Origin of the sequence: Chryseobacterium gambrini (assembly GCF_900156825.1) — a bacterium.
In the GTDB taxonomy this organism is placed as follows: Bacteria; Bacteroidota; Bacteroidia; order Flavobacteriales; family Weeksellaceae; genus Chryseobacterium; species Chryseobacterium gambrini.
In genome coordinates this window covers 301,672-313,991 of record NZ_FTOV01000001.1, presented here as the reverse complement: position 1 = coordinate 313,991, position 12,320 = coordinate 301,672, and the positions used below count along the sequence as shown (strand labels likewise).

Sequence of the window (12,320 nt, the reverse complement as noted above, 5' to 3'; positions counted from 1 at the left end):
GCAAAGTATATTCACGAAGCTGTTTATTATATTTAATATTTTATTTTAAAGCATTCAAAGCATTTTCCAGTTTTGGCATCATCACTTCAATTTCATCGATTGCCAAACCTCCTACAGAAGCTCTGAACCAAGGTTCTGATTTTTCTTCCCCGAAAGCAGAGAACGGAACCAAAGCAACACCTGCTTCATTGATTAAATAGAATACCAAATCTGAAGAGTTTTCAATTACTGTTCCGTCCGGTTTTGTTTTTCCTATATAATCTAATTTAATGGTAAGATAAAGCGCACCCATTGGCTCGATGCTGTCAACAGAAAGTCCTTTTCCTTTCAAATCCTGAATTCCGCCGTGAAGAACTTTCAGGCTGGCTTCCAATTTACCTTTAAAATCTTCAACAAATTCATTCACATTTTCAGGATTTTCGTAATATTTTGCCGTTGCTTCCTGTTCCGGTTTTGGTGCCCAAGCTCCAACGTGCGTTAAAAGAGCTTTCATTTTGTCCATGATATGAACCGGACCAAATCCCCATCCTACACGAACTCCTGTAGCGGCAAGACATTTTGAAATACCGTCGATATATACCGTAAATTCTTTCATTTCAGGGAAAAGAGAAACCGGATCTACGTGTTCTGCCCCAAAAGTAAGGTTAGAATAAATCTGGTCGTACATTAAGTATAAAGGCTTTTCGTCTTCACCTCTTTTTTTGTTTTCCGCTAAAACCAGTTCGCAGATTTCAGAAAGCTGATCTTTTGTAAACATGGTTCCGGTAGGATTCAAAGGTGAACAAAGTGCCAATAAAACTGCTCCTTCCAGATGTGGTCTAAGATCATCCGCAGTCGGAAGGAAATTATTTTCAGGAGTGGTCTTTACTTCTACGGCATTGGCAGAAGTAAGGTAAGCATAATGATTATTGTTCCAGGACGGAATCGGATACACTACTTTATCTCCTTCGTCCACGATTGTTTTGTATACCGCATAGATCAAAGGTCTTGAACCTGCCGTAATTAAAATATCATTGGGAGAATAATCTAAATCCCATCTGGTTTTTAAATCTTTGGAAACTTCTTTTCTTAAAGATAAAAGTCCGTTTGCAGGCGGATAATTTGTCAGGTTATTCTGATAAGCTTTCTGAATTTCTTCCTTCAATTTTGCCGGAATCGGATAAATATTAGAATTTAAATCACCAATCGTAAGATTCGCGATTTCTGCTCCTTTTGCCTTTAAATCATTTACTTCATTACCAATTTTTACAATTTCAGAACCAATCAGGTTCGCCGCTAATTTTGAAACTTTCACTTTATTTTATTTAAATTTATTTAATATTCTCTTCTAATATTTATTTTTCTTACAACTTCTTCTTCAGGAACTTTTGCATCCAGAAGGCTGATTAATTCTTTTGCCTTTTTAGCTACAGCAGAATTCGGATATTTCTTTATGATCCTATTGAATTCTTTCCTGTTTTCGTCATATATGGTTCCATCCAAAAACTCGTAAGTTGGTGTATTCTCCATACCGAATAAATAATCATACAAATAATTATTGTATATTTCTTTTACTCTGGAAGTCAATGAACTTTTAGGATATTTTTTTATAAAATTTTCCCAAAAAACAGTCCTTTCTCCTAACTCTTTCCATGAAATTACCAATCCTGCATCCGCCGAATAAAGACCTTCGCTTTCTTTCGCTAACTGTTCGATATACGTATTATAATCCGGGGTTACTTTATCTTTAAATACAGAAAAATAATGATCCGGAACCGAATATATTTCGGTATATCCTTCTCCTACTTCTGTAAATTCAAGATCAGCTTTCTTTAGTTCGGCAATCAGTTTCTTTATATTTTCAGGAAACTTGTAACTGTTACTTTCGGAATCATAATAATTCACATATTCTTCAAGGATCTTACTCAGACTTTCGCTTAAACAAGCTGTATATTTTTCACGAATCCTGATATAATCTTCGTATAATTTATCATTCTGTTCAGGTGAATTCTGAGTAATTTCTTTTTCTGCTTTCTGCTGATACCACTGAAACGCTGCAATGTAATCTTCCGTCTTATTTCTGGAAGAACAGGCAGTATCAATAGGCTTAAACAAATCCTTTTTTGTTTCTGCTTTTGAAACGGCGTCTTTTTCTATCTTTCCTGCAGAAGTTTTTGGTGCTTCTTTTTTGCATGAAAAAATAAAAATCAACAGAATAAAAGCCGCTAAACTTCTTTTTATCATGAAGATCGAATGAAATTAATCTAATTTCAAATCCTTTCTTACTTCTTCTATTTTTGCTTCTAAAGACTTCAATTTATCTCTGAAATCTGCTTCAGAAGTAATGGAATCTTTTACAGAAATATAGAATTTAATCTTTGGTTCTGTTCCTGAAGGTCTTACGCAGACTTTGGTTCCGTCCTGAGTGTAATAAATCAATACATTCGATTTCGGAATGTCGTTCATTACGACTTTTTCTCCTTTCGAAACAATGAAGTTGGTCTGTTCTTTAAAATCCTTCACTTCTTCTACCGGAGAACCAGCCAATTCTTTTGGAGGATTTTCACGGAAGTTTTTCATCATATTCTGGATTTCTTCTGCTCCGTCTCTTCCTTTTCTTACCAGATTTACCAATCCTTCATAATACATTCCCAATTCCTGATAAATTTCGATCATGTATTGGTACATCGTTCTTCCGTTGGCTTTACACCACGCTGCAATTTCGCAGGCTAAAACGATACTTCCGCAAGAATCTTTATCACGTACGAAATCTCCCGTCATGAATCCGAAACTTTCTTCGCCCCCGCAAACGAATTTTTCTTTGCCTTCGAAATCACGGATCATTTTTCCGATCCATTTGAATCCGGTTAATCCAACTTTGCAGTCAACACCGAATTTCTGTGCAATATCAAAGAAAATATCTGAAGTTACAATGGTAGAACCGATGAATTCTTTTCCGGTAATTCTTTCCTGCTTTCTCCATTCGTTTAAAATATAATACGTAAGGATTGTATTGGTCTGGTTTCCATTTAATAATTCAATTTCACCGTCAAGATTTCTTACCGCAATTCCCAGTCTGTCACCATCCGGATCTGTTCCGATCACGATATCTGCATTGGTAATTTTTGCCAGATCCATTGCCATTTCCAAAGCGGCTGGTTCTTCAGGATTCGGAGAGTCTACCGTTGGGAAATTTCCGCTTGGGATCATTTGTTCTCTTACAAGATCAATTTTTTTGAAACCTGCTTTTTCCAATGCTTTCGGAACGGTTGTATAAGTTGTTCCGTGGATTGATGTGAAAACGATGTTTAAATTTTCTTTTCCAACATTCTGATAGGTAGAATTTTCGATACATGCATCAATATACACATCATCCTGCTCTTCTCCGATCCATTCAATTAAATCATCGTTTCCGTTGAATTTAATTTCTTCGAATTTTACAGAATAGACTTCATTGATGATCGCTTCATCATGCGGCGGAACAATCTGTGCACCGTCGTTCCAGTACACTTTATAACCGTTGTATTCCGGCGGATTGTGAGAAGCCGTTAAAACAATTCCTCCGTGACATTTTTTATTTCTTACGGTAAATGACAATTCAGGAGTCGGTCTGTGATCCTTGAAAAGCAATACTTTAATTCCGTTTGCCGTTAAAACATCAGCCACCAGTTTTCCGAATTCTTTCGAGTTATTTCTTACGTCATAAGCAATTGCCACTTTAATTTCTTCTCCCTGAAACTGCTTTAACATATAATTCACAAGTCCCTGTGTTGCCTGACCTAAAGTATATTTATTTAAGCGGTTGGTTCCAACGCCCATAATTCCCCTCATTCCTCCTGTTCCGAATTCCAGTTCTCTGTAAAAAGAGTCTTCCAGATCAGGCGAATTGCTGTCGATTAATTCCTGAACAGCCTTTCTTGTTTCCTCATCAAATGTTTCCCCAAGCCATAGTTTTGCTTTTTCTAATGTTGTCATATTTGTATGTTTTTTTAGCATGAAGCTAGAAGCTGGGAGCCGGAAGTTTCTGCTGTCCGGATTTTGGCTTCTGCTCTTTTTTATTCTTTTATTTGGTTTCTAAAAGCTATTATCTGATTCATAAGATTATAGCTCTCATTATATAATTTATTAAAATCCTCTTCTGAAATATAATTTCTATTCTTTGCTTTATAAAGGCAGGTTACTGCTTCTGCTAATGAACGGATTGAATATCCCAAAAATTTCCTAAACTCTAATTTAGATTGCAAAATACAACCTTCAGAAATATTTAATGCAACTGAATCAGAAGCTCTTCTGATTTGAGAGGTTAAATTAAAGGCTTCATCTTTAGGAAATTGCAAAGTAAGCTGAAAAATACTTTCTCCAAAATCCATAGACTTTTGCCAAATAATTAACTTTTCAAATTTAAAACTCATTGTATTTATGTTGATTAGTAGTTTTAAAACTTCAATCTTTTTAAACCTCCATCATCCAGCCTCCCACTTCCTGCTTATTCTAATTTCTTATTCTCAACCCTCGTACTTTTATCAATTTTAAAAACCCTAATCGGATCGTTATAATACACAAATTTAGCCGTATTCTGAATATGTCCTTTTAATGAATCTTTTACATTTACTTCGGCGTAATTTCCGTTTTTAGAGTCGATATTCAGGTTTTCAATTTTCCAGTAAGGAGCGATTAAACTTGCTGTATCAGATACTTTAATGACAGCATCTTTGGTTTGCCCCAGAAAATTGGCTCTGCTTCGGTTCATCATTTCCACTTCTGCCTTTCTTGTATTTACCGAACCCATAAAAGTAGCATAATTTTTTAAATTTAGCTTAAAATTATCGGTTTTAATTTCGCTCGAAATATTCATTTCTACAGAATCTGAAGCGGTTACTTTTTCCAGATTGTATTTTGAATAAATGGTTACATTATAAAAATCAACGCCTTTTGTTCCTCGTTTTTCTCTGATGGTTAAGGTTTTATCTTTTACATCCACATCAAGATTATCGGCGACATTCGGATAGGTTTCGATTTCTATAAAATTTTTATTTCCTCTTGCATAAAACACACGGAATTTTCCTTCCAGATCGAGGTTTACAAATTCTGAAACATCTACGTCCTTCCTTTCAATATTCCCTTTCGGGGAAACTTTTCCGCAGGAAACCGCAGAAGCCATTATGATGATTAAAAATATTTTTTTCATTTTAAATTATAGGAATTTTTCAATAAACAACATCACGGCAAGGATCTCTGAAAGAACTAATATATAAAATACAAGAAGTCTCCAGGCAAGCCCTGCCCATGAATAATTTTTCCTGAATGCATTAATGTAAGCAAATGCAGGAAAGAAAACAAATGCAGTTTCCAAAACCCGGTCAATACCATCAGAAATTCCTGAAAGAGGCTTGTAAGTTCCCATGATACTGATGAGATCATCGGTAAGAAAAAAAACAAGAATCCCTATTAAACTCACCGTAGCAATTACAAAATGCTCTGCAAGATTAAACTTTATTTTTCTGAATACGATCCATGCATTACAGGCAAGAACAGGTATTAAAAACAATAAGGTTGCTTTGGAATATTTTGAAAAAAAATCTATGGTTTTGGAATCTTCTGCCTGTAGATCTATTTTAGCCGTATTAATAAACAGATGAAAGGCAATAACGTTAAACCCAAAAAGAATAAGCAGCAGTGAAATAAAATTGTAATACCTTATTCTTTTTCCACTAATGTAGTTGGTTGCTGTTATTCCGGGTCTTATTAAAATTTCTTTCAACGTATTCAAAAACCTTGCTTCTACATGCCATATAGAGCCTAAAACATCATTTTTAATGAATAAAACCGGGGTTATTCTTGCCGTGTCAGATTTCTGTCCGCAATGAGCACAATACTCATCGGAAACCGAATGACCACAGTTCAAACAACGTTTTTTATTCATATTTAATGATTAAATATATTGTTTTTTCCGTTAAATTACTTCGTCAATATTATAATTTTTATGTTCTCTGTTGGTTCTGATAATCATTTCACCTAAAAATCCTGCAACGAAAAGCAAGGTTCCCATAATCATCATGGTTAAAGCGATAAAAAACCACGGATTATTGGTAATTAAATGACCATAAATTCCTCTTGCCACATCAATCAGCTTCGAAACTCCCAGCCAAAGTGCAGAAAAAAAACCTACGATAAACATTAAAGTTCCTACCGCTCCGAAGAAATGCATCGGTCTTCCCCCGAAACGACTTACAAACCAAAGCGTTACCAGATCCAGAAATCCCCGGATAAATCTTTCGGTTCCGAATTTTGAAGTTCCGTAAGGTCTCGCCTGATGCTGTACTTCTTTTTCCGTAATTCTTCTGAATCCTGCATTGGCAGCCAGAACAGGAATGTAACGGTGCATATCTCCGTAAACATCAATGGATTTTACGACCTGCTTTTTGTAAGCTTTCAGTCCGCAGTTGAAATCGTGAAGATAAACACCGGAGACTTTTCTAGCTGCCGCATTGAATAGTTTCGACGGTACGTTTTTCGTCATTACATTATCGAAACGCTTCTTTTTCCAGCCGGAAACAATGTCGTAATTATCCTGAACAACCATATTGTACAGTTCAGGGATTTCTTCCGGAAAATCCTGTAAATCAGCATCCATGGTGATGATGACTTCGCCGTTTGTTCTTTCAAAGGCAGCGTGAAGCGCCTGAGATTTTCCGTAATTTTTAGAAAATTTAATTCCATGGATCTGAGGATGCTGTACTTTCAGATTCTCGATAATGCTCCACGAAAGATCCGTACTTCCATCGTCCACAAACCAGATTTCATAAGATAAACTGTTTGATTTACAAACACGATCAATCCTTGAAAAAAGCTCTTCCAGAGAGGCTTCCTCATTCAGTAACGGAATAACTATAGATAAATTCATTTAATTTTAATAAAAAATTATTCTTGGTTTTGTTCTTCCTGATAGATTGTTTTTGTTCTGAAAAACGCTCCGAAAAACACTGACAAAACTACGTAAAATATAAGAATTGCCGCAAAATATCCTGAAAAATGACTTGCAGTAAGCATATCTTTTCCTTTCACCGCCTCCGGAGAGAAACTCGGAAGCCTTTCTTTGTACTTTTTATCCAGTTCATCAATGTCTTTCTGGTGCTTTAAAACTTTTCTTGCGGAATAATATTCTTTATCCATTTCCGCTTTCTGTCTTGTTACATACTGATAATTCAGCAGCTTTTTTGCGTCTGTATCCACAAAATTTAAGAAAGTATAAATGCTGAAAATGGATAAAATTCCCCCGATAAACATGGGAACGAAAGCTCTATTGAACGCTTGTTTGAAGCTCACCGTTTTGTGGCTGCTCCAGTACGACTTTACCGACCAGAATGCGGCTCCCGCATACAGAATCGGTAAAACGAAAGCATTGGCTTTCAATGAAATATCAAAATAATTAACTCCTGAAAAGAAGTAATACACCACGAAAAAAACAATCATCGTAGCGCCAAACAGTAAAATTCCTAATGTGGAAGGGCTCTTCGTCATATCTAATTTTTTTGAAAATTTTTGAAAAATTATTGGTCTGAATTTCAGCAAACTACCTCTGCAAGCCAATTTTTTCCATTAATTTTCTTTAATAAAGTTTTGAGTTTTGCAAAATATTCCTACCTTTGCAACGGCAAGTCCTAAACAACCAGCTCCTGAGAATCCTCCAGGGTGGGAACGCAGCAAAGGTAATTGGTCGTAGCGGTGTGATTTAGGTAGCTTGCCATTTTTTATTGGTTTAAGTTGAAGAGAGGTAATTTGATAATTATCTTTTTTTGTTTTTATATACTTCAACATTTTGATTCCTGTTTTCAAACTACCTCCCAACATTTATTTAAAATTCGAACGTCTCTCCCAGTTTTGGCAAAACAAGTTCTACACTTTTATCTTCAAAATACTTTAATGCACTTTCATGATTAATTTCAATAGCAGGGAAAGTATCAAAATGACATCCGATCACTTTTGGAGTTTTTAATAATTCGGCTGCTGCAAATGCTGCCTTTCTCGGGCACATTGTGTAGTGACTTCCGATCGGAAGGATGGAAAGGTCTAAATTACCGTATAACCTTGGAAACAGCTCCATATCCGCCATTACTCCGGTATCTCCTGCCATATATAGGTTTTTACCTTCAGGAAGTCTGAAAATATAACCTACAGGAACGCCGCCATAGCTTCCGTCCGGAAACGAACTTGTGTGATGAGCCGGAACCATAGAAATTTTAAGATCATCGATTTTTGCTGATCCTCCTAAGTTGACATCGTCTGTATTTTTTGCATTTTTAAAATATCCGCAGATCTCAGGAACAGCAATGACGGTTGCTTCAGGATGATGCTGTAAAACTTCTTCCACATCCGCAATGTGATCTCCATGAGCGTGAGTTAATAAAATATAATCTATTTTCTGTGCTGAAATATCGAATCCTGATTCTGCTTTTTTATAGTTATAGAATGGATCTGATAAGATTGTTTTGTCTTTGTACGTGAACAAAAAGCAATTTTGTCCTAAGTATTGTATTTTCATTTTAATTTATTTAAAAATTATATTTTGATTTAGTCTGAAATTGTTGAATTAAATAAAATCTGAAATATTATGAAGCCGGTAAGCATCAAGATAAAAATCTGGATAATAAGGAATTCCTTTATCAGCTTTATTTTTCCTGCTAAAAAAAGCACCGCCATAACCGCGTTTGCCAAAACAGCAATCAGGATTAAAAATGGCAGAAAGGCAATCTCTGAGAAAGACGCCCCATCCTGCATTTCATTAATTAAACTGTAAATTATAATGAATGCTGCTGCTACGGATAAACAGGATGTAATTTTTAAAGCGGTCATATTATTATTTTAACCAAACAGATTAAGTCCTGCAGCGGTAAGAGCCGCAATCATAAAGGTCATGATTCCTACCTGTTTCAGGAAAGGATCCAGTTCTCTCGGATTTTTTACGGCCATAATCTTTCTTCTGATTTTCATCAAGGGAATCATTAAGATCATCACAATAAACACTTTGTAATTCTGAGTCTGGAAAAAACCATTGACTCCTAAGAACAACAAAATTAAAATCAGAGGAAGCTGTAAAAGAATCATTTCATAAATCATTGCATTTTTGAAGCCGATTCTCAGTGCAAAGCTGTTTTTCCCTGATTGTTTATCGCTTTCAATGTCTCTCATATTGTTAAGGTTCAGAACAGCCATGCTCATCATTCCGATTGCGGTTCCGGGTAACAACATATCCCAACTGAACGATTTGGTAAACAGGAAATAACTTCCGCAGACAGAAACAAGACCGAAGAAAATAAATACAAAAATATCTCCCAATCCCATATATCCGTAAGGTTTTTTACCCACCGTATAACCAATTGCCGCTAAAATGCTCAAGATTCCCAAACCGATGAATATGTAAAATTCATTCATATAATTGGGAATAAACGCCACATATAAAAGGGCTACTGTTGCTATAAAAGATAAAACGGAGAAAAGAATAACTGCATTTCCCATCTGTTTTGCCGTAATTTTTCCTGAGGCTACTGCTCTTGCTTCTGCTTCTGTCGCTCTTTTGGCATCGGTTCCCTTAATTCCGTCTCCGTAATCATTGGCGTAGTTTGAAAGGATCTGATATAATAAAGTTACGACTAATGCCAAAGCAAAAATTCTCCAGTCCCAGATTCCGCCTTCACCATAAAGCCTCCATTTTGCAATGAAAGCTCCCATAATAATTCCACTGAGTGACAGCGGCAACGTTCTAAGCCTTGCGGCTTTTATCCAATCTTTCATAATGTATAAGTAATGAGTAATTGGGAATAAGTAATGTTCTTATTGCTCATTACTCATTGCCAATTACTTATAATTAAGATATCCACTGATCGTCTCCGAAATTTGGTTTTCTTTTTTCAAGGAATGCATTTCTTCCTTCTTTTGCTTCTTCTGTCATGTATGCTAAACGTGTTGCTTCACCTGCGAAAACCTGCTGCCCAACCATTCCGTCGTCTGTAAGATTCATGGCAAATTTCAGCATTCTGATGGAAGTCGGAGATTTTGCAAGAATTTCCTGTGCCCATTCATAGGCTGTATCTTCCAGTTCTGCATGAGGAACCACTTTGTTTACCATTCCCATTTCGAAAGCTTCCTGAGCGGAATAATTTCTTCCTAAAAAGAAAATTTCACGGGCTTTTTTCTGTCCTACCATTTTTGCAAGATAAGCAGATCCGTAACCACCGTCGAAACTGGTAACATCGGCATCGGTTTGTTTGAAAATTGCGTGTTCTTCACTTGCTAAAGTAAGATCACAAACCACATGAAGAGAGTGTCCTCCACCAACAGCCCAACCCGGAACTACCGCGATTACAACTTTTGGCATAAAACGGATGAGACGCTGAACTTCAAGAATATTTAAACGGTGTCTTCCGTCTTCTCCTACATATCCTTGGTGTCCTCTTGCTTTCTGATCTCCTCCACTGCAAAATGCCCAGCCTCCGTCTTTCGGACTTGGCCCTTCTCCTGAAAGCAGCACTACTCCAATTTTCGGATCTTCATAAGCATCATAAAAAGCATCGTATAATTCTGAAGTTGTTTTTGGTCTGAAAGCGTTACGAACTTCCGGTCTGTTGAAAGCAATTCTTGCTACCCCATTACATTTTTTGTATGTAATATCTTCGTATTCTTTAGCGGTTTTCCACTCAATCATTTTTGTAAAAATTTTTCTCAAAGATACGGAATTGCAGAGAATTTTAACATTGATTTTTGATGATAAATCTTGGGAATTTTGGTTCGGATATTAGCTGTTTTTGATGCTTGAAACTTTTTAATGCAAAGTTTTTTAAACCAAATTAGATAATCAATACATAATGGAGTTCTTTTTCCTCCCGCAGATTTTTGAGATTTGCGCAGATTGACTGAGAATATTTTTACAGGAAAATACATCATGTTTGCCATTCTGACGAAGGAAGAATCTCAACAATAAAAAATAGATTTTTCACTACAGATGCTTCTTTATGAATAACAGAAATTTAATACTAAATAGACAGTTTTGGCTAAGCCAAATTGGATGATGAATATTTGGAAACTAAAATTATTTTAATGCAGAGCCCATTTTTTTTTGAAGAATGAATTTGGGCAATAGAAACAGATTCTTCAATACGCTTCGCTTCTTTCAGAGTGACAGATATCTAATATTACATTACTAAAGCAAGAAAATATTTGTTTCTACTGAATAAAAAAAACCGAAACAAAAATGTTCCGGTTTATATTTAATGAAAGATCTGAAATTATTTTGCAGGCTGTTTTGCTGCCAATTCAGCTTCTTTAGCTTTCATTTCATTATACTTGGCTGTATTTTTAGATGTATTATACACATCCTTCATTACCTGAACAGCTATAATATCGTTTGGTAATGCCTGAAGCCATTTTTCCCCGTAAGGAATTGCTTTTGTAAACCTTTCTTTTCTTGCTTCAATTAATTTTGTAGCATCGTCCGGTTTTGTTTTTCTTAATGCATTGATTTCAGATACAGCTTTTTCATCGTCTCCGATTACAGTGTATACTAAGTTCTGATACGCATTAGCAAAATCAGGCTTTAATTCGATGGCTTTCTGGAAAGAAGCGATGGCTTCTGTTGACATTGCAGGATCTTTTGCCTGAAGAACTCCTAAATTGTACCAGTTGGTCGCATCATTAGGGTTTTTAGCCAATTGTTCCTTTAAATTTGCCATGAACTTTTCTGTATTTCCTGATGCATACAGTGCACTTCCCTGATATTCTTTCAGTTTTGAGCTGTTCGGAAATTTAGCCAGTCCTTTTTCAATTAATGCTAAAGCTTCATCGTTTTTCTTTGCATTGATTAATAAAGTGGCTAAAGTTTCATATAAATCCTGCTCAACACTTGGAGACTTTTCCGTTTTAAAATCTGAATAGTCTTTTGATGATGTTTTCTTTAATAATTCCCAGGTATTTTTATCATAACTGGCAACCTGACCTGTTTTGTTGTCTTTTGCCGTATAAGTGGTTTCAACACCTGTATAGCCGGAACTGATCAAGTCTGTATATATTTTTGTAGCCTGAGGAATATCGTTTGCTAACGCATAATTCAATCCTGAGTAATACATATATACTTTATTGTCCTGTCCGTTAGCTTTCAACAAGTTGTAAACTTCCATAAACTTAGGCGCTGCCGCTGCATAGTTTTTTGCATTATAAGCATCCATTGCAACTTTATTAGCTTCCTGAAGTTTAGCGTTAGTATCTTCTTTTTGTCCAAAAACAAAAGCAGATGCCACGATAGCTATCCCTAAAATTAGCTTTTTCATAATCACTATTTTATATTAATT

At 35.7% G+C, this 12,320-nt stretch carries 13 protein-coding genes and 1 other RNA gene; 1 reads left to right on the top strand and 13 read right to left on the bottom strand.

The window, feature by feature from the left end:
- Nucleotides 1-40: 40 nt before the first annotated feature.
- The 8 genes from BW951_RS01480 to BW951_RS01445 form a co-directional block, all read right to left on the bottom strand.
- On the bottom strand, nt 41-1,294 hold the full coding sequence (locus tag BW951_RS01480) for a pyridoxal phosphate-dependent aminotransferase (protein WP_076390157.1): 1,254 nt from the start codon (nt 1,292-1,294) through the stop codon (nt 41-43).
- A gap of 20 nt (nt 1,295-1,314) precedes the next feature.
- Nucleotides 1,315-2,223, bottom strand: a complete 909-nt coding sequence (locus BW951_RS01475; protein ID WP_076390156.1) for a hypothetical protein — start codon at nt 2,221-2,223, stop codon at nt 1,315-1,317.
- Between the two features lie 15 nt (nt 2,224-2,238).
- Entirely contained in the window at nt 2,239-3,954 is a 1,716-nt protein-coding gene (locus tag BW951_RS01470; RefSeq protein WP_076390155.1) for a phospho-sugar mutase, read from the bottom strand.
- Nucleotides 3,955-4,034: 80 nt separating this feature from the next.
- A complete protein-coding gene (locus BW951_RS01465) occupies nt 4,035-4,391 on the bottom strand; it encodes a four helix bundle protein (RefSeq protein WP_076390154.1) in 357 nt (118 codons plus the stop codon).
- A gap of 74 nt (nt 4,392-4,465) precedes the next feature.
- On the bottom strand, nt 4,466-5,167 hold the full coding sequence (locus BW951_RS01460; RefSeq protein ID WP_076390153.1) for a GIN domain-containing protein: 702 nt from the start codon (nt 5,165-5,167) through the stop codon (nt 4,466-4,468).
- A 6-nt stretch (nt 5,168-5,173) separates the two neighbouring features.
- Nucleotides 5,174-5,902 (bottom strand): DUF3667 domain-containing protein, encoded by a 729-nt coding sequence (locus BW951_RS01455; protein ID WP_076390152.1) that lies wholly within the window; start codon nt 5,900-5,902, stop codon nt 5,174-5,176.
- Nucleotides 5,903-5,932: 30 nt separating this feature from the next.
- Entirely contained in the window at nt 5,933-6,883 is a 951-nt protein-coding gene (locus BW951_RS01450) for a glycosyltransferase family 2 protein (RefSeq protein WP_076390151.1), read from the bottom strand.
- 17 nt (nt 6,884-6,900) lie between these two features.
- Entirely contained in the window at nt 6,901-7,500 is a 600-nt protein-coding gene (locus tag BW951_RS01445) for a DUF4199 domain-containing protein (protein ID WP_076390150.1), read from the bottom strand.
- 131 nt (nt 7,501-7,631) lie between these two features.
- Between BW951_RS01445 and ffs the strand changes: the two genes are divergently transcribed.
- Nucleotides 7,632-7,729: signal recognition particle sRNA small type (gene ffs / locus BW951_RS01440), an RNA gene on the top strand.
- A gap of 105 nt (nt 7,730-7,834) precedes the next feature.
- Here the strand turns inward: ffs and BW951_RS01435 are convergent.
- The 5 genes from BW951_RS01435 to BW951_RS01410 all read right to left on the bottom strand — a co-directional run bounded on the left by BW951_RS01435 (nt 7,835) and on the right by BW951_RS01410 (nt 12,299).
- Nucleotides 7,835-8,521 carry a metal-dependent hydrolase gene (locus tag BW951_RS01435; RefSeq protein WP_076390149.1) on the bottom strand — a complete coding sequence of 229 codons (687 nt, stop codon included), beginning with the start codon at nt 8,519-8,521 and terminating at the stop codon, nt 7,835-7,837.
- A 29-nt stretch (nt 8,522-8,550) separates the two neighbouring features.
- On the bottom strand, nt 8,551-8,832 hold the full coding sequence (locus tag BW951_RS01430; protein ID WP_076390148.1) for a hypothetical protein: 282 nt from the start codon (nt 8,830-8,832) through the stop codon (nt 8,551-8,553).
- Between the two features lie 9 nt (nt 8,833-8,841).
- Nucleotides 8,842-9,771 (bottom strand): 1,4-dihydroxy-2-naphthoate octaprenyltransferase, encoded by a 930-nt coding sequence (gene menA / locus BW951_RS01425; protein ID WP_076390147.1) that lies wholly within the window; start codon nt 9,769-9,771, stop codon nt 8,842-8,844.
- Between the two features lie 73 nt (nt 9,772-9,844).
- The gene (locus BW951_RS01420) at nt 9,845-10,681 is read right to left on the bottom strand and encodes a 1,4-dihydroxy-2-naphthoyl-CoA synthase (RefSeq protein WP_076390536.1); all 837 of its coding nucleotides are present in this window, start codon (nt 10,679-10,681) and stop codon (nt 9,845-9,847) included.
- 580 nt (nt 10,682-11,261) lie between these two features.
- Nucleotides 11,262-12,299 (bottom strand): tetratricopeptide repeat protein, encoded by a 1,038-nt coding sequence (locus tag BW951_RS01410; protein WP_076390145.1) that lies wholly within the window; start codon nt 12,297-12,299, stop codon nt 11,262-11,264.
- Nucleotides 12,300-12,320: the final 21 nt, after the last annotated feature.

Bases quoted from the DNA above. Each gene is read 5' to 3' on its own strand.
- BW951_RS01435 (WP_076390149.1), bottom strand. From the start codon at position 8,521: ATGAAAATACAATACTTAGGACAAAATTGCTTTTTGTTCACGTACAAA.
- BW951_RS01455 (WP_076390152.1), bottom strand. From the start codon at position 5,902: ATGAATAAAAAACGTTGTTTGAACTGTGGTCATTCGGTTTCCGATGAG.
- BW951_RS01475 (WP_076390156.1), bottom strand. From the start codon at position 2,223: ATGATAAAAAGAAGTTTAGCGGCTTTTATTCTGTTGATTTTTATTTTT.
- BW951_RS01450 (WP_076390151.1), bottom strand. From the start codon at position 6,883: ATGAATTTATCTATAGTTATTCCGTTACTGAATGAGGAAGCCTCTCTG.
- BW951_RS01410 (WP_076390145.1), bottom strand. From the start codon at position 12,299: ATGAAAAAGCTAATTTTAGGGATAGCTATCGTGGCATCTGCTTTTGTT.
- BW951_RS01430 (WP_076390148.1), bottom strand. From the start codon at position 8,832: ATGACCGCTTTAAAAATTACATCCTGTTTATCCGTAGCAGCAGCATTC.
- BW951_RS01470 (WP_076390155.1), bottom strand. From the start codon at position 3,954: ATGACAACATTAGAAAAAGCAAAACTATGGCTTGGGGAAACATTTGAT.
- BW951_RS01420 (WP_076390536.1), bottom strand. From the start codon at position 10,681: ATGATTGAGTGGAAAACCGCTAAAGAATACGAAGATATTACATACAAA.
- BW951_RS01465 (WP_076390154.1), bottom strand. From the start codon at position 4,391: ATGAGTTTTAAATTTGAAAAGTTAATTATTTGGCAAAAGTCTATGGAT.
- BW951_RS01460 (WP_076390153.1), bottom strand. From the start codon at position 5,167: ATGAAAAAAATATTTTTAATCATCATAATGGCTTCTGCGGTTTCCTGC.
- menA (WP_076390147.1), bottom strand. From the start codon at position 9,771: ATGAAAGATTGGATAAAAGCCGCAAGGCTTAGAACGTTGCCGCTGTCA.
- BW951_RS01445 (WP_076390150.1), bottom strand. From the start codon at position 7,500: ATGACGAAGAGCCCTTCCACATTAGGAATTTTACTGTTTGGCGCTACG.